Annotated in this window: 18 protein-coding genes and 1 tRNA gene; 8 read left to right on the top strand and 11 right to left on the bottom strand. The window is 57.9% G+C overall.

Annotated elements, in window-relative coordinates:
• Positions 1–8 precede the first annotated feature (8 nt).
• Complete coding sequence (locus C0398_03765) at positions 9–1,988, bottom strand: aldehyde ferredoxin oxidoreductase (GenBank protein MBA4365110.1); 1,980 nt, start codon at positions 1,986–1,988, stop codon at positions 9–11.
• Positions 1,856–2,248, bottom strand: a complete 393-nt coding sequence (locus C0398_03760; GenBank protein MBA4365109.1) for a 4Fe-4S ferredoxin — start codon at positions 2,246–2,248, stop codon at positions 1,856–1,858. The genes C0398_03765 and C0398_03760 overlap by 133 nt, the downstream gene beginning before the upstream one ends.
• A gap of 136 nt (positions 2,249–2,384) precedes the next feature.
• Here C0398_03760 and C0398_03755 point away from each other — a divergent pair, with 136 nt between their 5' ends.
• The 3 genes from C0398_03755 to C0398_03745 are packed head-to-tail and all read left to right on the top strand — an operon-like array spanning position 2,385 to position 5,464.
• Positions 2,385–3,746: an 8-oxoguanine deaminase gene (locus C0398_03755; GenBank protein MBA4365108.1), complete on the top strand. Its 1,362-nt coding sequence runs from the start codon at positions 2,385–2,387 to the stop codon at positions 3,744–3,746.
• Positions 3,747–3,796: 50 nt separating this feature from the next.
• A complete protein-coding gene (gene glnA, locus C0398_03750; GenBank protein MBA4365107.1) occupies positions 3,797–5,230 on the top strand; it encodes a type I glutamate--ammonia ligase in 1,434 nt (477 codons plus the stop codon).
• A 9-nt stretch (positions 5,231–5,239) separates the two neighbouring features.
• A complete protein-coding gene (locus tag C0398_03745) occupies positions 5,240–5,464 on the top strand; it encodes a molybdopterin synthase sulfur carrier subunit (GenBank protein MBA4365106.1) in 225 nt (74 codons plus the stop codon).
• A gap of 82 nt (positions 5,465–5,546) precedes the next feature.
• Here C0398_03745 and C0398_03740 read toward each other — a convergent pair whose 3' ends face one another.
• From C0398_03740 to C0398_03720, 5 genes are all read right to left on the bottom strand, one after another.
• The gene (locus tag C0398_03740) at positions 5,547–6,188 is read right to left on the bottom strand and encodes a DUF47 domain-containing protein (GenBank protein ID MBA4365105.1); all 642 of its coding nucleotides are present in this window, start codon (positions 6,186–6,188) and stop codon (positions 5,547–5,549) included.
• A 19-nt stretch (positions 6,189–6,207) separates the two neighbouring features.
• Positions 6,208–7,191, bottom strand: coding sequence for a hypothetical protein (locus C0398_03735; protein ID MBA4365104.1), 984 nt, complete (start codon positions 7,189–7,191; stop codon positions 6,208–6,210).
• Positions 7,192–7,277: 86 nt separating this feature from the next.
• Positions 7,278–7,664 carry a hypothetical protein gene (locus tag C0398_03730; GenBank protein ID MBA4365103.1) on the bottom strand — a complete coding sequence of 129 codons (387 nt, stop codon included), beginning with the start codon at positions 7,662–7,664 and terminating at the stop codon, positions 7,278–7,280.
• Between the two features lie 130 nt (positions 7,665–7,794).
• On the bottom strand, positions 7,795–8,574 hold the full coding sequence (gene udp / locus C0398_03725; GenBank protein ID MBA4365102.1) for a uridine phosphorylase: 780 nt from the start codon (positions 8,572–8,574) through the stop codon (positions 7,795–7,797).
• Between the two features lie 34 nt (positions 8,575–8,608).
• On the bottom strand, positions 8,609–9,172 hold the full coding sequence (locus C0398_03720; protein ID MBA4365101.1) for a hypothetical protein: 564 nt from the start codon (positions 9,170–9,172) through the stop codon (positions 8,609–8,611).
• 204 nt (positions 9,173–9,376) lie between these two features.
• On the opposite strand from C0398_03720, the gene C0398_03715 reads away from it, so the two are divergent.
• Together C0398_03715 and C0398_03710 are read left to right on the top strand one after the other, a co-directional pair.
• Positions 9,377–10,048 (top strand): hypothetical protein, encoded by a 672-nt coding sequence (locus tag C0398_03715; protein MBA4365100.1) that lies wholly within the window; start codon positions 9,377–9,379, stop codon positions 10,046–10,048.
• A 196-nt stretch (positions 10,049–10,244) separates the two neighbouring features.
• Positions 10,245–10,823, top strand: a complete 579-nt coding sequence (locus C0398_03710) for a cysteine hydrolase (GenBank protein ID MBA4365099.1) — start codon at positions 10,245–10,247, stop codon at positions 10,821–10,823.
• Between the two features lie 94 nt (positions 10,824–10,917).
• Here C0398_03710 and C0398_03705 read toward each other — a convergent pair whose 3' ends face one another.
• Positions 10,918–12,192: a cytosine deaminase gene (locus C0398_03705; GenBank protein MBA4365098.1), complete on the bottom strand. Its 1,275-nt coding sequence runs from the start codon at positions 12,190–12,192 to the stop codon at positions 10,918–10,920.
• The gene (locus C0398_03700) at positions 12,192–12,929 is read right to left on the bottom strand and encodes a hypothetical protein (GenBank protein ID MBA4365097.1); all 738 of its coding nucleotides are present in this window, start codon (positions 12,927–12,929) and stop codon (positions 12,192–12,194) included. The genes C0398_03705 and C0398_03700 overlap by 1 nt, the downstream gene beginning before the upstream one ends.
• 258 nt (positions 12,930–13,187) lie before the next feature.
• Between C0398_03700 and C0398_03695 the strand changes: the two genes are divergently transcribed.
• Entirely contained in the window at positions 13,188–14,504 is a 1,317-nt protein-coding gene (locus C0398_03695; GenBank protein MBA4365096.1) for a 4-aminobutyrate--2-oxoglutarate transaminase, read from the top strand.
• An 87-nt stretch (positions 14,505–14,591) separates the two neighbouring features.
• Here the strand turns inward: C0398_03695 and C0398_03690 are convergent, their stop codons facing one another.
• Positions 14,592–15,044 carry a D-tyrosyl-tRNA(Tyr) deacylase gene (locus C0398_03690; GenBank protein MBA4365095.1) on the bottom strand — a complete coding sequence of 151 codons (453 nt, stop codon included), beginning with the start codon at positions 15,042–15,044 and terminating at the stop codon, positions 14,592–14,594.
• Positions 15,045–15,173: 129 nt separating this feature from the next.
• Here C0398_03690 and C0398_03685 point away from each other — a divergent pair.
• Positions 15,174–15,249 (top strand) — tRNA-Ala (locus C0398_03685).
• A gap of 244 nt (positions 15,250–15,493) precedes the next feature.
• On the opposite strand, the gene C0398_03680 is transcribed toward C0398_03685, so the two are convergent.
• Positions 15,494–16,681 carry a hypothetical protein gene (locus C0398_03680; protein ID MBA4365094.1) on the bottom strand — a complete coding sequence of 396 codons (1,188 nt, stop codon included), beginning with the start codon at positions 16,679–16,681 and terminating at the stop codon, positions 15,494–15,496.
• A gap of 341 nt (positions 16,682–17,022) precedes the next feature.
• On the opposite strand from C0398_03680, the gene C0398_03675 reads away from it, so the two are divergent.
• Positions 17,023–17,412 (top strand): hypothetical protein, encoded by a 390-nt coding sequence (locus C0398_03675; GenBank protein MBA4365093.1) that lies wholly within the window; start codon positions 17,023–17,025, stop codon positions 17,410–17,412.
• Positions 17,413–17,542: the final 130 nt, after the last annotated feature.

The following is a 17,542-nucleotide window of genomic DNA, read 5'->3' as shown; positions in this document are numbered from 1 at the left end:
ATGAGGTCTCAATCCGGTATACGTCCTCGCTTCACCAAGTCGTCTGCGACATAGCTCAGACCAATCTCACGCAGCCTCTGGGCTGTCGGCAGTCCGTTCTGGTCCCAGTGATACGCCTGGTAGTACCCGTCAAGGAGCTGGTCCACCATCTCCTGCGTCACTTTGGTACCAGCGGTCGGCCCATCGGGCATCTCCTCATACATTTTGGCCGGCGGTTGGTCATAGGCACGTCCAAACCCATCCACCTCTCGGGTCCAGAACGCTCGCGTCAGGTTCCACACCTTCTCGCTGAAGGCGAACAGCCCCTCCGTCGTGTAGTGCTGTCCGGTGACCAGGTTCAGGGCCGTGACGTAGTCTTCCCAGTCGACCTTTATCTCGAGCCACGGGAAGCGGCAGACGCCCAGCACTTCCATGAGAGGACGCAGGTGCTGCAAATCATAAACCACCTGCCCCTTCCCTTCAGTGGTGCCGCGCCCCATGGTGATGTCCTGCACAATGGCCCACGCACGCGTGTGCTGCGCTCCGATATCTGAGGTCATGTATGCGAGCATCATGGCCGGCGCAGCATGCGTATCGTAGGCGGAATAGTCCAGTCCCTTTACCTGCACAACATATTTCTCGGTATCCTTGCCGATGATGCGCGCAGCAGCAAGAGCTCCTTCTGCAAACGTCGCTCCGATCCCCTGTCGAGAAGCGATAAGCCTCAGGAATGAGCGTGCCGCATGCACGTTTCCCCAGGTCATCTCCAAGCCACCGAAATCTTCCTTTGTCAGGATTCCCCGTTGATACAGTTCCATGGCAAAAGCTACCGCCGATCCAGAAGAGATAGAGTCCATGCCAAGATTGTCGACATCGGCGTTCAGCACGGCGATTTCCTCAATGCTGTCCATGCCGAGGTTGGAGCCCATCAGGCCGATCGTTTCGTACTCGGGGCCTTCGACGTAGACATCGTACTTCTTCGAATATGTGTAGGTGGAACAGCCCAGAGGACACGCATAGCAGCCCTTGTCGCGCACATATATCTGCTCTCGCATGTACTTGCCATTGATGCGGTCCTTCTTGGGATACTGCGCATGTTGGAAGTTGTTGACAGGGATGACGCCGACGCTGTCACACCAGTCCGTGACATCCGTCGTGCCATATTTGGAGAAGGTCGGGAAGTACGCCTTGTTCTTCATGTAGTCGATGACAGAGGTCGTGTGCTTCTGCAGACCCTCGATGTTGGCGACCGGGATTGGTGTTGTTCCACGCACGGCGATCGCCTTGAGCTTCTTCGACCCCAGGACCGCCGCGGTTCCCCCTCGGCCTGCCTGACGTCCCACGTCATGTGTGATGCATGCGAACTTCACCAGATTCTCGCCGGCAGTGCCAATGGTCGCAATCTGGAAGTCCTCCCCGAGATCGTGCTTCAGAGCGTACTCGGTGTCGACGGAGCCCTTTCCCCAATAGCCGGAGGCGTCACGTATCTCGACCTTTTCGTCGTCGATCCAGAGGTACACCGGGGTCTCTGAGGCACCCTCGACAATGATCATGTCCAAGCCTGCGTACTTGAGCTCCGCCATGATCAGGCCGCCCATATTGCTGTCGATGTAGCCTCCCGTCAGCGGAGACTTGGTGCCCCAGACGATCTTGGCACTGGAAGGCCACAACGTGCCCGAGAGAGGCCCCGTCGCCACAAACACTTTGTTTGCAGGACTGAGCGGATCCACACCTGCAGGAAGCTCATCGTACATATACTTGGCGATCCATGCACGACCGCCGAGCCAATCGTGAGCCAATTCGGGCGTCACGGGCTCTCGCCTGACCGACCTGGTGGTCAGGTCGACACGCAGAATTGAGCCACCATAGCCATTGATCATTGGTCTTCCTCCCAGATCAGAGCTTGCGCTGCACAGTTTGCCACACAGGCTCCGCAAAGATTGCACATGTAGGGATGCAGACTTGCGGGTGACCTGAAGATCGCTTGCTGTGGGCAGCTGTCCACGCATGCCCCGCAGTCGATGCACGTGGACTCGTCGATCACATAGGCCCCGTTTGCATCGACAGAAATTGCCTCAACTGGACACACAGGCTGACAGACGCCACACTGGTTGCAGAGATGAACCTCAAAATAGCCCTCCGGGAAACGAGGCACGATCCCAATGCGAGCAGACTTGTGCGTGTTGAGCTTGAAGTTTTGAGCCGAGCACGTGAGCTGACACAAACGGCATCCTGTGCACCTCTCGGGCCTTACGACGATGTGCTTCATGCGACCTCCTATTCTGTCATGGCAACGTGATCCGCCTCGATTATAGCAAGATGCTGTAGCAATGAAAGCAAGCGGGCTACGCGTTGATTACGGCCTCAATGGCGGTACAATGGGAAGGAACGAGCGGAGGTTGCTCATGCGAACACTTATTGCAGACATCGCTTTCCTGATGACAGGCAATGTACTTCGGCAGGAACTCAGGGATGCATATGTTGTTGTCGACGACAACGTCATCACGGCCATTGGCACTGGGGCACCAGTCCTCAATAGCCCTGCGGACCGCGTCATCTCGGGTACACACATGCTGATGATGCCGGGTTTCGTCAACACCCACCATCACCTCTACCAGACGTTATTTCGGAACGTTCCCCAAGTCGAACATGCCAAGCTGTTCGACTGGCTGACGTTCCTCTATGAACACTGGAAGTACATCGACGAGGAGGCCGTCTACACAAGTGCTCAGGTTGGCATCTGTGAGATGCTGAAGACTGGTGTAACGACGACTACCGACCATCTCTATCTGTATCCATACGGCAACAATGCGATCATCGACGCTGAGATACGCGCAGCTCGCGACGTCGGCGTGCGGTTTCATCCCACGCGCGGCAGTATGTCGCTGAGCAAGAAGGATGGGGGACTCCCTCCGGACAGTATGGTACAGACGGATGAGGAGATTCTGGTGGAGTCCGAACGCGTCATCCACCAGTACCACGACCGCGGTCGGTATGCGATGACCCGCATAGCTCTTGCCCCGTGCTCCCCGTTCTCGGTCACCACGAACCTGATGAAGCAGACGGCGGCTCTGGCAGAGAGAGAGGATGTGCTCATCCATACTCATCTAGCCGAAACGCAGGATGAAGAAGAATTCTGTCTGCAGACGTTTGGTTTCCGTCCAATCGACTACATGGAGGAGGTCAACTGGCTCACGCCTCGCTCCTGGTTTGCCCATATCGTCTGGGCGTCCGATGCCGACATCCGCAAGCTGTCCGAGCACGAGTGCGGCATGGCCCATTGCCCGGCCAGCAACATGCGCCTCGGCTCCGGCATCGCTCCCGTGACTGTCATGAAGCAGACAAACATGCGCATCGGCATCGGCGTTGACGGCAGTGCCAGCAACGACACCAATTCGTTCATCGGTGAGGTGCGCCTGGCGACACTGCTCCAGCGCGTGAAATACGGAGCCGACGCACTGACATCGCGCGAGGCTCTGGCCATGGCCAGCATGGGCGGCGCCCACGTCTTGCGCATGGACTCGGACATCGGCAGCATCGAGGTCGGGAAAGCGGCCGATCTGATCATGTGGGATCTCGACACGCTCGAGTTCGCCGGCGGCCTGCACGACCCCTTCACAGCACCGGTCATGTGTGACGCCAAGCAGGTCAGTCTCAACATGGTCAACGGCAAGGTTCTCATCGAGAACGGCCAGTTCACGAGCATTGACGTCCGGGCTCTGGTGGCCAGACAGAATACGATAGCAGCGCACCTCATGGCGCGGTAGTACGACGCCGCAGACGAAGTCCAGCCGGCAGTTCATCTGGAGGTAGGGGCATGAAGACTCTTCAGGAGTTTCTGAACTATGCGAGAGAACGCGAGATTGCCCAGGTCGACCTGAAATTCACGGACCTGTTCGGCGGCCTGCATCATGTGACGGTTCCCCTGTCCCGTGTTGACGAGGGGTTCCTGACTCAGGGGGTGGCATTCGACGGTTCCAGTATTCCCGGATTCGCGTCGGTTGAGCGTAGCGACATGCTCCTGCGTCTGGACCTGTCGACGGCGTTCGTGGACCCATTTGCCAAAGTCCCTACTGTCGCGGTCTTCTGTGACATCCTTGAGCCCCACACCCATCGACGCTTTGCTCTCGACCCTCGGTTTATCGCGGAACAGGCTGAGGCCTTGCTGAAGTCTAAAGGATATGCCGATGCGGCCTGGTTTGCCCCCGAGTTCGAGTTCTACGTCTTCCAGACTGTGGATTTCAAGTCCTCCGAAGCCACCTCGTTCTTCTCGATCGAGAGCGCAGAGACTGGGAGTACCGTATCGCTCGACAACTCACAGCTCCAGGGCTACGCGATCCGCCACGGGCGAGGATACCATGCAGAGCAACCACTTGACCGGCTCTTCGACTATCGAAGCACGCTCGTTCAGATGCTGGAAAACGTCGGGGTAACCATCCGCTATCACCATCATGAGGCTGGGGAGACCGGCCAGATCGAGCTTGAGGTCATGCCTTGTACGCCGCGCGCTATGGGCGACGCGTCGCAGAAGATCAAGTACTTCGCCAAGAACCTTGCCCGCCAGATGGGAATGACCGCAACTTTCATGCCCAAACCAATTGCCGGCCAGGCCGGAACAGGAATGCACTTCCATCAGTATCTGACCAAGAAGGGGCAACCCACCTTCTACGAGAAGGGTGGAGAACCCTATGACCTCTCGCCCCTCGCCGTTCACTACATTGGCGGCATTCTCAGCAATGCGTCGGCCCTTCTCGGCATCACAAACCCATCTACGATAAGCTACAAGAGGCTCGTTCCAGGCTTCGAGGCCCCCATCCGGGCGTTCTTCTCGCTGGGCAACCGCACCGCGGCGGTTCGCATCCCCATCTATGCGGATACGGCGGCAGAAAAGCGCATCGAGTTCCGTCCCCCGGATGCCACAACCAACGTCTACCTCGCCATTAGCGCAATGCTTCTTGCCGGACTCGACGGCATCGAGAACAAAACAGACCCGACAGTACTTCACCTCGGTCCATACACCGGGGACATTGAAAAACTGCCCGAGAAGACTGTCCGCAGGATTCCGGTGCTTCCGACCTCGCTTTCCGAGGCGTTCGCAGCCCTGAGACGTGGCAGCGACTTCCTGACACGAGACGGCGTTTTCCCTCCTACATTTGTAGAAGCGTTCTGCTCCTACAAGGAGAAGAACGAAGCAGAAGCACTCCGCCGCCTGCCTCATCCCAAGGAATTCGAGCTCTATTACGACTGCTGAGGGAGCTGGATGCATATAAGGCTGAAACTGCATGCCATTGTCGCCGATCAGGTCGGAGACCTGCACGATGTGCAGGTGCCGACCGGAACAGATGTTGCCGGCCTGCTTGCAGCATTGGGCATCGACCGCGACCGTGCAGGCTTCGTGCTTGTCAACGGACAGCGGATGCCCTACGACACCGAACTGCACGAGGAAGATACGGTCTTCATCATCCCGTTCCTGGGAGGCGGCTGACCGCCCTCGTCCTTTCCATCAATTGCGATGCCCCCGGAGTTGATCTTCGGGGGCATCTGTTCGTATGTGGACGTCAGGGCCGCTACATGTCCTTAATGATGATGTTGCCCATGATGTCCGCGGCGTCCGCAATCCTGTCGGCAGCATTGCTGATATGCCTCAGCACCTCCCGCATCTTGAACATATACTTGAAATCCTGTCCGGAGAACAGTGATGCCAGCGCCTCGTGATACGTCTCTTCAATCTCGTTCTCCACGGACTTGGCCGTCACAATACTGTTGTTCGATACCTGCTTGTTGCGGAAAAGCTCCTCTACTGCTCCTTTGAGATAGCTGACGCCACGCATCAGCTTCTCGACCATCTTCGTCAGGTAGAAGTCGGGATAGACCTGATAGATGATCATCTCGTCCACCGTATTGAGAGCATAGTCCAGGATGTTGTCCAGGACATTGCTCAAGTTGAACAGGTCCTGTCGTTCGAGTGGTGTGACCAGACTACTATTGATAGCGCTGATAAGCTCCCGGCGAGCCTTGTCGCCCGATTCTTCGGTCTTCTTCAGCCTAAGGCGCATGTTGTGTCTCTTCTCCCCCGCATCCTGGACGTCGGACGCGATCCCAAGGAACTCATAGAGGACTTTCATGCCCTCATGCGCCAGTGTCGCCTGTTCCACCAGGAGTGTCTGGAACTCGTTGCCCTTCTTGAACATCTGATCCCATATACGCATGACAGAAACTCCTTTCAGCTCAGCGGAACAAACGCAGTAGAGCTGCAGTAATAACCCATGACAGACCGATGGAAGCAGGTATGGTTACGACCCAGCCAAGCACGAGATGTGTCACGACGTTCCACCGCACACACCCAGGACGCTCACCAGCACCGGTTCCGACCAGCGCCATGTTCAATGACTCAGTGCTGCTGACGGGTATGCCAAGTCGAGCGAAAACGAGAGTAAGAGCTGCGGTCACTCCCTGCGCAAGGAAAACTGTCTTCGGGCTCGATTTCATGAGTCGAAACCCGCTGGTCTGAGCGAACCCGCCGCCCAGGAAGAGCGTGCCCACGATGAACACGATGCCAAGCAGCGTCGTATGTGCGATAGTCGCCTGCCTCGACACCCGGCCGAGAACTACGGAGGCCATGTACAGGAGACTCAGGGTCTTGGCGGCATCATTGGCTCCATACCCCAACACAAGCCCGACCGAGGAGAACACCTGGAGCAACTTGAACAGACGATTGGCCCGCGGCGTCGCCCGGGAGCCGACGACGTTGACCACCTTGACGAGCACATAGCCGAGCACAAAACCTGCCAGGATAGCCAAGATCATCCCGCCGAGGATCTGGATGACGTATTGCCGATGAAGGCTGCCACTCAAGTCGGCCGCCAGCGCAGAGCCCACCAGCGCGCCAACGAACGTGTACGAGATGCTGACGGGAGACCGCAACCGTTGTGCAAGCCACACCCACAGCACCGTTGCAGCGACCGTCCCGTAGAGCATCTCCATCCGGATCGAAGAGAGGGGCACGATACGATTGCCGAGCGTCGTGACAACAGCCGTTCCAATGACAAGAGGCGCGACGACAATAGAGACGAACAGGAGAAGGATTGCCCACGCTGGACGTATAATGTTGGTCGCCACGATCGACCCAAGTAGCGTTCCTCCGTCGTTGGCACCCATGAGCAGCTGCAGAGAAAGCGCAGCCAGGACGAAGCCATAGTAAGCGAGGGTCACGTCACTTCTGTCCCTTCATCGTGGAGTTCAACGTCATTTCCTTGTCTGCGACGCTGCAAAGCACCGGGACGTCGGGCGCGCTGGCATCAGACGTTCGCATCCTTGTGAGCCGTGCCTGGGAGCGTCAGGTCTGGCCCTGTCGCAAGACCTTCGGCGTCCGCGACCGGCAGCACGAATAGAACTCCCGTATTCGGACGGGCAAAATCCCCGAAGACCTGTCGCGCAAGTCTGCGCACGCTCGTCAGGACTTCTCCGCCCTGGACAAGAGAGAGGATGACGACGTTGTCCGTGAGGTCGATGCTTGCACTGAGAATCTGTTCGATCGACGTAAAAATGGTCTCGCGGTCACGCAGGATCCTGCCCATTCCTCGACCCTCGATAACCGTCGCTCCGCGCACACCGACTGTCGGGAGCAACTTCAGGAAATCGTAGGTCTTGTCCTCCTGTCTTGTGATGATCACCAGAAGATACATGGGCGTACTCTCCACAACAATAAACTACTGCATACATCATAGCGACTCGGGAGATACGAGGCAAGTGTTCCAACGTCGAAACGGGCCCCGGCTGATGCCGGGGCCCGCGGTTCTCGCACAAAAATGTCACTCAGCGACTTGCGGCACGGTCCTGTTCGATCAGCAGCTTGATGGCCTCGACCCCGGTTGATATGAGTCTGTCCAGCATCAGATGATGGGGCTCGTTTCCACCCTCTGCAAACTGGCTGTCGACGATGAGCATGACGCCTCCGGCACGCTTGTGAAGAATGCTCGATACCACAAACACCGTGGCTGCCTCCATCTCCGAGCACACTGCCCCGCCAGCGATCCACGCCTTGCGACGTGCGTTCAACTGCTCTGCAAGTGGCTGGCGATCAGGCTCAACCTCGCCGTAGAACGAGTCTTTCGACTGAGACACACCCAGGTGGAAGGTAAGATGCAGTTGTTCCGCAGCCGCTCTGAGTGCCAGAGTCACGTCGATGTTGGCCACTGCCGGGAATTCGATGGGCATGTACTGTCTGGTCGTCCCTTCGTCGCGGATCGCGGCCGTAACGATCGCCAGATCTCCGATGCCGATACCGGGCTGCATTGCTCCCGACGTTCCGACCCGTATGAAGGTCTCCGCACCAATCATCGCGAGTTCTTCGACTGCAATCGCGGTCGAAGGGCCTCCGATTCCGGTCGACGTCACAGAGACTTTCTCGCCCAGGAGCGTTCCCGTGTATGTGACATACTCCCTGTTCTGCGCAACCTTCACCGGATTGTCGAACCACTTGGCGATGACTTCACAGCGACCGGGATCGCCGGGCAACAGGACATACCTGCCAACATCGCCCTGCTTCAACCGGATGTGATACTTGACCTCATCATTGAACAACGTGTGTGCCATGTGCAAGCCTCCGTTACCTCCGCAGCAGTCCGCCCTAGTGCAATCCCTGCAGCAATATCTTGATCCCAATGCCAATAAGGACAAGGCCCCCCAGAATCTCAGCCTTGTCCTTGACCAGCTTTCCGATGCCGCCACCCAGGAGAGTTCCTGCCAGCGAGAACGTGAATGTCACAAGCCCGATAAGCAGGGCCGGCCACCAGATCGACACTCGCAGGACCGACAGACTCAGCCCAACCGCCAACGCATCGATACTTGTGGCTATCGCAAGGACAAGCATGTCGCGCGTGCTGCGCCTCTCTTCCCGGCACTCGTCCTCATGTTCTCTACCACGCACGGCTTCGACAAGCATCTTGCCGCCAACGAAAACGAGGAGACCGAACGCAACCCAGTGGCTGAAGTCCTGGATAAGGTCTCTGAGCGCGAGGCCCCCAAACCAGCCCAGCACGGGCATGAGCACCTGAAACCCACCAAACCACCAGCCTGGCCGCAACGCATCGCGCAGAGTCAACCGCTTTATGCGGCACCCGTTCGCCACGGAAACAGCGAACGCGTCCATCGAAAGCCCCACCGCTATAGCAAAAACAGTCCAGAAACCCATACAACCTCCACGACAACTGTGGCATCACAGGCAACACCAGAAACAACGATGATCACCGCTGGACAAGCGCAGAGCATCGTGCAGAAGAGTATACCGGCAAGAGCCTGCTTTACAAGCCGGAACATTGATTTAGACTGAGGCTGCGAGTGCGAGCGGATCGCTGACAACGGATTCAGACGTCGAGGTACGGTCGGGAGGATCCTGATGAACATCTGGCTCAAGTACGGGGCTTTGGTCGTGGCATCGTACCTGTGGGGCTCTGTCTGCTGGGGCCTCGTCCTCAGCTTCCTGGTCAAGCACGAGGATATTCGACTAAAGGACAACCCCGGCCTTTCGGGAAGCGTCCGTCAGTACGGTTGGGGCTACGGCCTCACTGTCGGCCTGCTCGACGTCATGAAGGGCTATGTGCTCAGCCTCTTTCTACGTTCCATGTCACTCCCCTCATGGGTCCCCATTGTCTCGTTCATGGCCGTCATCGTCGGGCACAACTGGCCAGTCTTCTTCCAGTTCAGAGGTGGAGGCGGTGTCGCAACAACTCTGGGAATTCTGCTGCAGGGGTATCTGGTAGCGGTCCTGTGGGCACTCCCCTTTGCGGCCGTCGCCGGCGTCATCTGGAAGCTTGTCCCCCGTATCAAGGCCAAGGTGCACTTCGCTCCGTTCATTGCGGCAGTCGGGGCCGTCCCTGCCGCCATCTGGATTGTTCTCCACAAACCATGGTACCCAGACTACGTCATCGTCGTCGCCCTTGCAGCCTCAGTCCTCATCAAGGGCAATCAGTTCCACGTCCAGGCGCAACGAATCCGCAACTATGCGTATGGCATGCGCGACCGCATCATGGACCACTATCGAGACGACCATCTTCCGCCAACGACCTAGTGTCGGCAGCAGATCCTCGAGAGAAGTCAGGGCCCCGGAAGGGGCACTCATCAGCAGCACCTCCTTCGGTCTTTTCTTCGGTAAGCGAATTATAGTTGCACAACGGAAAACTGCAAGGATGCATCATCCTCACGTGGAGTGACGAGCAAAAACGCATATACTGGGCGCATGGTTGCAGCCCGCCGAGGAGGAACCAGTGAACACTACTGATGTGGCACTACTTGTCATCGATATGCAGCAGGACTTCCTGTCTCCGGCATCGCCACTGTTTGTCGCGGGAGGGCCCGCCATGATACCGGGTCTGCAGCGAGCACTGAAAGCAGCTCGGTCCGCCAACGAGTCGATCATCCATGTGATCCGCCGGCATCGGGCCACGGGCATAGACGTCGACCAAAGCCGGCGAGTACTCTTCGCAGAGATGGGAGGGTTTCTGGTTGCCGGAACGCCTGGCGCAGAGGAATTGCCTCAGCTTGCGCCCGCCCCCTGGGATTTCACCGTCGTCAAGACCCGATGGTCAGCATTCTTCGCGACCGACCTTGACGCGCTCCTGCGCCGGCTTGGCACCCATAGATTGATCCTCACTGGTGTGCAGACCCCCAACTGCATACGAGCGACAGCAAACGACGCTCTCTCGCTGGACTATGCAACAACCGTACTCTCGGATGCCACGGCGTCCCAGACGGACGAGATCCAGTTGTCCAATCTCAGAGACATGGCCGCCATGGGAGTGGAGGTCATGACTGTCTCACAATACGAGCAATCGCTTGGCCTCTAGGGACAGTGCTCGCTGGGGTTGCTGACCCGTGCCGGCTGGGCCACCGAGGACAACAATCACGTCGTATTCAGTCCCTGTGTGATCGTTCCTCTCGCTACCGCAGGTAGTCGATCGGATGGGAAGTGCCATCCAGGAGAACGGTGGTTTCGGCCGGCGTCGTTCGTGCGACGACCTTTCCCTTGCTCAGGACGAATCGAGCCACGGACTGCCGCCGCAAGGCATCCAGCTCGTCAAGAGCATCCAGGATGACCAGGTCTGCCGGCTTTCCGGCTTCGATGCTGTAGGAATCCTGAACGTGCAGCGTACGAGCTCCAGCATCCGTTACCATGTGAAACACGGACCGCATCTCTTCCCGCCCGGTCATCTGGGCGACATGCACTGCCATATGCGCCACGTCCAGCATGCTCCCAGTCCCCATGGGATACCAGGGGTCGAGGATGTCGTCATGACCAAGGCTGACATTGATGCCCATGGCCGCCATTTCCTTGACCCGCGTCAGACCGCGTCGCTTGGGATACGTGTCGAAACGTCCCTGCAGGTGGATGTTCACCAAGGGGTTGGCGACGAAGTTGATGCCGCTCCTTACGCAGAATCTCAGGAGTTTCGATGCATACGCCCCGTTGTAGCTGTGCATGGCGGTTGTGTGGCTTGCGGTAACCCGGTCACGCATCCCCGTACGCAGAGCCAAAGCCGACATGCCCTCGACGAAGCGAGATTGCTCATCGTCGATCTCGTCACAGTGCACATCGATCAGCTTGCCATACTTCTCAGCCAGCGCAAAGATGATCTTCAGAGACTCGACACCATCCTCACGTGTCAGTTCATAGTGAGGGATCCCTCCGACAGCATCTGCACCAAGGCGGAGGGCCTCTTCGAGCAGCGCTGCTCCGCCCTCGAACCCAAGAATGCCGTCCTGCGGGAACGCCACCAGCTGAATGTCGACGAATGGCGCCATGACGCGCCTGACCTCGATCAGCGCCCGGAGAGCAGTCAGCTTCGGATCACAGATGTCCACATGCGATCGGATGTGCAGGATGCCATGCGAAACCTGCCACTCGATCGCCTTCGTGGCACGACGCATGACGTCCTCCTCGGTCAGCAGCACCTTCCGTTCGGACCAGCGTTCGATCCCCTCGAACAGCGTACCGCTCTCGTTCCATCTGGGCTCGCCCGCCGTGAGCGTCGTATCGAGGTGGACGTGCGACTCGACAAATGGAGGCGTCACGAAGCATCCGGCAGCATCGATGGTTTCACGGGCATCCGCACGCAACCCGGGCTGAACGCCCTCAAACAGACCGTCTTGGACGCCGATGTCGATCAGCGGCCCACCTGCACACAACCTCGCGTTGCGAACAATCAGATCAAGCATCATTTCCTCCCTCCGGCCGTAGCCGCCGCCATGCGCGGGTCATTGCTGATGATGGTCTCGACCCCTGAGGCCGCAAAATGACGCACGAGCACGCCCAGGTCAACAGGCCATGGCGCAAGCGCCAGACCAGCCTCATGTACTTCACGGATGAGCCCGGCAAGGGTGTTGAGAGCGTACGGATGGATCGCGTTGGCGCCTTGCTCACGAGCAGCTGCGACCACATCTGGAGCCTTGATCAGCCACGGTGCGTACAGCAGTCCAGTCCGCGCGTTGGCATCCAGCTTCCGGATGATCCCCATGCTCTGAACATTGAACGAAGAGTAGACGACCTGCAACGAGTACTGGCGTGCCAGTTCCAGCAGGCGTTCCTCCATCCCCTCGTATGCGATCTCCGAATTCTTGAGTTCGATGTTGAGCGTCGCCCGCGTCCCGTCGAAGACCTCGAAGACCTCCCGCATTGTAGGAATCGGCTCATGGTGCGGTGGTCCGGAAAACCGAACGCCAGCGTCGAGTTTGCGGAGCTCCTGCAGGGTAAGATCCTTCACCCAGCCACGGCCGTCTGTGGTCCGGTCGACCTTCTCGTCATGGATGACGACCAATTCTCCGTCCTTTGTCATCTGAACATCGCATTCGGCACCGTCGACACCATGGTCCAGATCGTCGCGTACAAGCGCGAACGAAGCCACCGTGTTCTCGGGAGCCAGTCGAGGCTCCCCCCTGTGTCCGAGTACCAGCATGACCAGGCCTCCTCATTCATGATCCAGAACAGCTCGACCGGCATACAATGCACGCCGGAGGCTACCCAATGATAGTCCGAAACAGGAGACAGACAACGCCCGCGCACTGCAAGGAGAGGGTCGAAAAGCTCAGAAACGGCCCCGAGACCGGACTTCGGTACGGACTTCGTTGACAACGGTCGCCATCTCCATATGCTGAGAGTACCCGAGAACACGAGGCATGAAGCCGTTTTCGTCGAGAGAGAAAGGGAGGTTATCATGGGAACGTTCATATCACTCAAGACGGCAATCCCTGGACCGAAATCCATCGAGCTTGCCAAGAGGGAGGCCAAGGTCGTCGCTGCACCGATGTGCGACGCTCTGTCGCCTGCCTGGATCGCTGAGGGACATGGGGCACTGGTAACCGACGTCGACGGCAACACCTTCATCGACCTTACCGGCGGCTGGGGCTGCATGGCGGTCGGCCACTCGCATCCTCGCGTTACCGCGGCCATCAAGGACCAGGTGGAGCACTTCCTGCACACGGACTTCACGTCAGTCCCGTACGAACCGTACCTCACCGTTTGTGAGAAGCTTGCCAAGCTCACCCCTGGTGACTTCGAGAAATCGGTAGCTCTGTTCAACAACGGCGCCGAGGCTATCGAGAACGCTGTCAAGATTGCGCGTCACGTCACGGGCCGCACCGGCGTCGTCGTGTTCGACCGTGCCTTCCACGGACGCACGCTCCTCACGATGACCATGACCCATAAGGCGAAGCCCTATAAGGGCGGCTTTGGCCCCTTCGCGTCAGACGTCTATCGCATGCCGTTTGTCACGCCCTACCATCCCTCCATCCGTGTTGACGAGTGGGAGAAGCTGCTGATGACCTACGTCGACCCTTCAACGGTCGCCTGCTTTGTCGTCGAACCCGTTCAGGGTGAGGGTGGATTCCGCGTCCCGACTGATGGTTTCCTCGAGATGCTGCGCGAGGTCTCAAAGAAGTACGGCATCCTTCTCGTCGCCGACGAAATCCAGGCCGGCGTCGGCCGTACCGGCAAGTTCTTTTCCATCGAGAACTGGAACGTCATCCCCGACATCATCTGCACAGCCAAATCCTTGGCAGCCGGCATGCCGCTGTCAGCAGTCATCGCCCGGAAAGACATCATGGACAAGCTGCCCGGCAGCAGCCTCGGTGGCACCTACATCGGCAATCCTGTTGCATGCCGCGCGGCCAGCGAAGTCATCGACATCATCGAGGACGAGCACCTGCTCGACCGCGCTGTCACTCTTGGAAAGCTCATTCGCAGCCACTGGGATGCGTGGAAGGAAAAGTATGAGATCATCGGTGATGTCCGTGGCATAGGTGCCATGCAGGCCCTCGAGTTTGTCAAGGACCGCACCACCCGGGAACCCGCGACGCATCTGAACGGCCAGATCATCAAGGAATGTCTCCACCACGGCGTATTCGTGGCCGGTTCGGGCATCTATGGCAACTGCATCCGTATGCTGGTCTCGCTCGAGATCAGCGACGAGCAGCTGACAGAAGCCTTCGGCGTCATGGAAACAGCTGTCGCTCACGCCAACGAATCGCGCTAATCCACCAGATCTAGTTGTATCAGCATTGAAGGAAGCCGGGGCAACCGCCCCGGCTTCTCACGTGCAGAGCTGTCACGCTTCCTGAGCTCACTTCTTGCGGCTGTCCGTCTCGATGATGATAGTGACTGGGCCGTCGCCCACCAGGCTGACCTCCATGTGCGCCCCGAAAACCCCGTTCTGAACGTCGAATCCCCGGCTTCGCAGTCCCGTGGATACGTCCCGATAGACCTCATCGGCATACGCCCCCGCCGCCGCACCGGTGAAACTGGGCCTGTTGCCGCGAGCCACGTCTCCGTAGAGCGTGAACTGACTGACGACGAGAAAAGACCCGTTGATATCTGCCACCGAGCGGTTCATCAGACCGTCTGCGTCTGCGAAGATGCGCAGGCCGCTTAACTTGCGCACCATGAACGCAGTGTCATCGGGGCCGTCGTCGGGAGCTACCCCCAACAGCACCAGCAACCCTGCTCCAATATGCCCAACCTGCTTGCCATCCACGGCGACCGACGCACTGCTCACCCGTTGTACCACTGCCCGCATGTCTCACCTCTCAGACGTCTTCAGTCAGGCACTCATACTAGCACGACCAGCCTGCAACGCGAATCATGCCGTCTCCGGTTGACACTCAGGGCCTTCCCGCTATACTTTCACTGTTCGTTTCCAAGACGTGGGGATATAGCTCAGCTGGGAGAGCGCCTGCATGGCATGCAGGAGGTCGGGGGTTCGAGCCCCCCTATCTCCACCACCGCATCAATGCTCCATTTCCAACAATGCCTTAGGACTCCACCGACTCCCCTCGGTACGCGGATCAAGTCGAATACGTTGTTCTTGGTCTGGATGAACAGAATCCGACGAGTGCCAAAAGATGTACATGCCGTGCCAGCGTTTTCGGTAATGACGATGATCTCTTTCTGACTGGACAAGTGGCAAGCATTCGTCCAAAACAGGGGCATAACACTAACTCGGATCTGCACCGAGACGCTAGGTACCTATGGTGAATTCTTTGCTTCTGGCTCCTGCGCCACGGTCTGAATCGTATACGCTCGCACATCTGTTATCCATGCGACCATGACGGGATCTACGAGGTGCCATTCCTTGCCATACTCAATCAGTTCCAGAACCTTGAGTGCCTCCATGGCATTCTCCACGCCAGAAGCCGACAAATGATATCGTTGCAGGTATTCATGAGCGTGGGGTTGTGCGGTTGGCTCAAGAGCGATGCTGGTCAACAGGCGCCGCCGTACAGGAGGGAGTTGTGTCCACGTTGCCTCGAACGAATCCTTGCTCTCATCCAGGAGCAAGTTCCACGCCCTCTCAACAGTCTCCTCACCACAGATAGTATCTGTCATACTCCATGCAAGTGATGCGAGCCGCTGGACGTAGATGGGATACCCGGCAGTACGATCGTAGATGACAGAGGCCAGGGCAGAGGAGCACGTCTTGCCTGTCTCGGAGAACTTCCGAACGATATAAGGAACGAAATCGGCGCTGCTGATCTTGTCGAGCGTCATGGAGACAGAGCTGCCATAGAAGGGCCGGTTCTTGCCAAACATGTCAAGCAACAGTTGCCGGCGGCTGCCTACGTAGACGAACGAGACGTTCTTCTGCATCTGAATATGCTCACGCAGTGTTCCCTCGATCCTTTTGGATTCCGGAAGCGTGCTGATCTCCTGAAATTCGTCGAACACGCAGCAGGCCTTCCGGTTGTTCTTCTGAACGTAGCTGAAGAGGCTCTCCATGACATCATCAAGTCCCGCTGCGGGCGATGTCCCTGGCGTCATGGTGGCGGAGATGCTCATCTCATTCTGATGTACAGTGAACGTCACTGTGAAACTCTTGAACAAGTTTGCAAGACGTTTCTGAAAGTTGCCTGAGGATGCTGCTCCGCGACCAATGCCGGCGATGACCGCTTTTGCCAATTTCGTAACAAAGTCCTGCTCAGAGAGAACTGAGAAGAAGTCGGCATAGACCGTCAAGAAGTCCTGCTCATGAAGGAACTCAAGAGCGTGACAGACAAGAGACGTCTTCCCGTAGCGACGAGGAGAGCTGAGAACGACGCTCTGTCCACCCTGAGTGAGACGCTCTAGTTCTGCAAGCTCCCGAGTCCTATCACAAAAGTCGGGGCCGTCGGCAACGGTGGTGATGAACGGGTTCCTAGTCTTTGAGCTTCTCTGCATGGCCAATTCCTCCACTACGCTGTAGGCGTTACCATGTTACCGTTACGGTGTTACCGTTACGGTGTTACCGTTACGGTGTTACCGTTACGGTGTTACCGTTACGGTGTTACCGTCATGCCACAAGTCTAGCAACAACGACGGTTTGTGCAAACAACGGCGGGCGCATGTACTTGTGCAAACACGAATACTCCAATCTCATCCAGCAGATCGCGCTCCGGATGTGAGGCGACCGATCCTCGCTGTCAGGTACTCAAGTACGCTGACTGGCTCGACGAGCTTCACGGCGCTTGGGGTCGTTTCCGACTCATGGTGTTCGAGTCTTGTGTCTTCGAGCAGTCTGGATGCACCCGGACGCCGTTTTGCGATGTCGCCACAACGGTTCAAGCCCCTATCTCTACCACACGACCACCATGACCCCTCTTTCTGGCTTCGGGACTGACTTCAGACCGAGGCACCTCACACTCGAGGACGAGACATGGCAGCTGCTCCTGCAGATGAGCCCTCCCACCATCGGGAGACTCCTTGCTGGAGAGCGGACGAGGTACCGTCTCCATGGGATCTGTCATACCCGGAGTACTCCCTTGGGTGGCAGGATCCCCATACAGACCTGCATGGACCCTCCCCTGAGCATCCCCGGGGTCTTGGCCGTGGACCTGGTGGGACATGACGGAGGACAGGCGGTGGGAGACTTCGGCTGGACCCTGACCGTCACCGACTGCACCACCTGGTGAACACGGACAGCACTACCCGTCGCCGTCATCATTGCTGGAATGATCATCAGGACCATTGCGATATCACAGTGAATCCCACATACTATGGACACACCGTTTCAAGAAGAATGCCGGATACCTCCTATCGGCA

The organism is Coprothermobacter sp. (assembly GCA_013824685.1).
Classification (GTDB): Bacteria; Caldisericota; Caldisericia; order Cryosericales; family Cryosericaceae; genus Cryosericum.
Note: the sequence above shows the minus strand (reverse complement) of the source record. Positions and strands in the feature narration are given on the sequence as shown.

Bases quoted from the DNA above. Each gene is read 5' to 3' on its own strand.
- C0398_03765 (MBA4365110.1), bottom strand. From the start codon at position 1,988: ATGCGTGGACAGCTGCCCACAGCAAGCGATCTTCAGGTCACCCGCAAG.
- C0398_03760 (MBA4365109.1), bottom strand. From the start codon at position 2,248: ATGAAGCACATCGTCGTAAGGCCCGAGAGGTGCACAGGATGCCGTTTG.
- C0398_03755 (MBA4365108.1), top strand. From the start codon at position 2,385: ATGCGAACACTTATTGCAGACATCGCTTTCCTGATGACAGGCAATGTA.
- glnA (MBA4365107.1), top strand. From the start codon at position 3,797: ATGAAGACTCTTCAGGAGTTTCTGAACTATGCGAGAGAACGCGAGATT.
- C0398_03745 (MBA4365106.1), top strand. From the start codon at position 5,240: ATGCATATAAGGCTGAAACTGCATGCCATTGTCGCCGATCAGGTCGGA.
- C0398_03740 (MBA4365105.1), bottom strand. From the start codon at position 6,188: ATGCGTATATGGGATCAGATGTTCAAGAAGGGCAACGAGTTCCAGACA.
- C0398_03730 (MBA4365103.1), bottom strand. From the start codon at position 7,664: ATGTATCTTCTGGTGATCATCACAAGACAGGAGGACAAGACCTACGAT.
- udp (MBA4365102.1), bottom strand. From the start codon at position 8,574: ATGGCACACACGTTGTTCAATGATGAGGTCAAGTATCACATCCGGTTG.
- C0398_03720 (MBA4365101.1), bottom strand. From the start codon at position 9,172: ATGGGTTTCTGGACTGTTTTTGCTATAGCGGTGGGGCTTTCGATGGAC.
- C0398_03715 (MBA4365100.1), top strand. From the start codon at position 9,377: ATGAACATCTGGCTCAAGTACGGGGCTTTGGTCGTGGCATCGTACCTG.
- C0398_03705 (MBA4365098.1), bottom strand. From the start codon at position 12,192: ATGCTTGATCTGATTGTTCGCAACGCGAGGTTGTGTGCAGGTGGGCCG.
- C0398_03700 (MBA4365097.1), bottom strand. From the start codon at position 12,929: ATGCTGGTACTCGGACACAGGGGGGAGCCTCGACTGGCTCCCGAGAAC.
- C0398_03695 (MBA4365096.1), top strand. From the start codon at position 13,188: ATGGGAACGTTCATATCACTCAAGACGGCAATCCCTGGACCGAAATCC.
- C0398_03690 (MBA4365095.1), bottom strand. From the start codon at position 15,044: ATGCGGGCAGTGGTACAACGGGTGAGCAGTGCGTCGGTCGCCGTGGAT.
- C0398_03680 (MBA4365094.1), bottom strand. From the start codon at position 16,681: ATGCAGAGAAGCTCAAAGACTAGGAACCCGTTCATCACCACCGTTGCC.
- C0398_03675 (MBA4365093.1), top strand. From the start codon at position 17,023: ATGCACCCGGACGCCGTTTTGCGATGTCGCCACAACGGTTCAAGCCCC.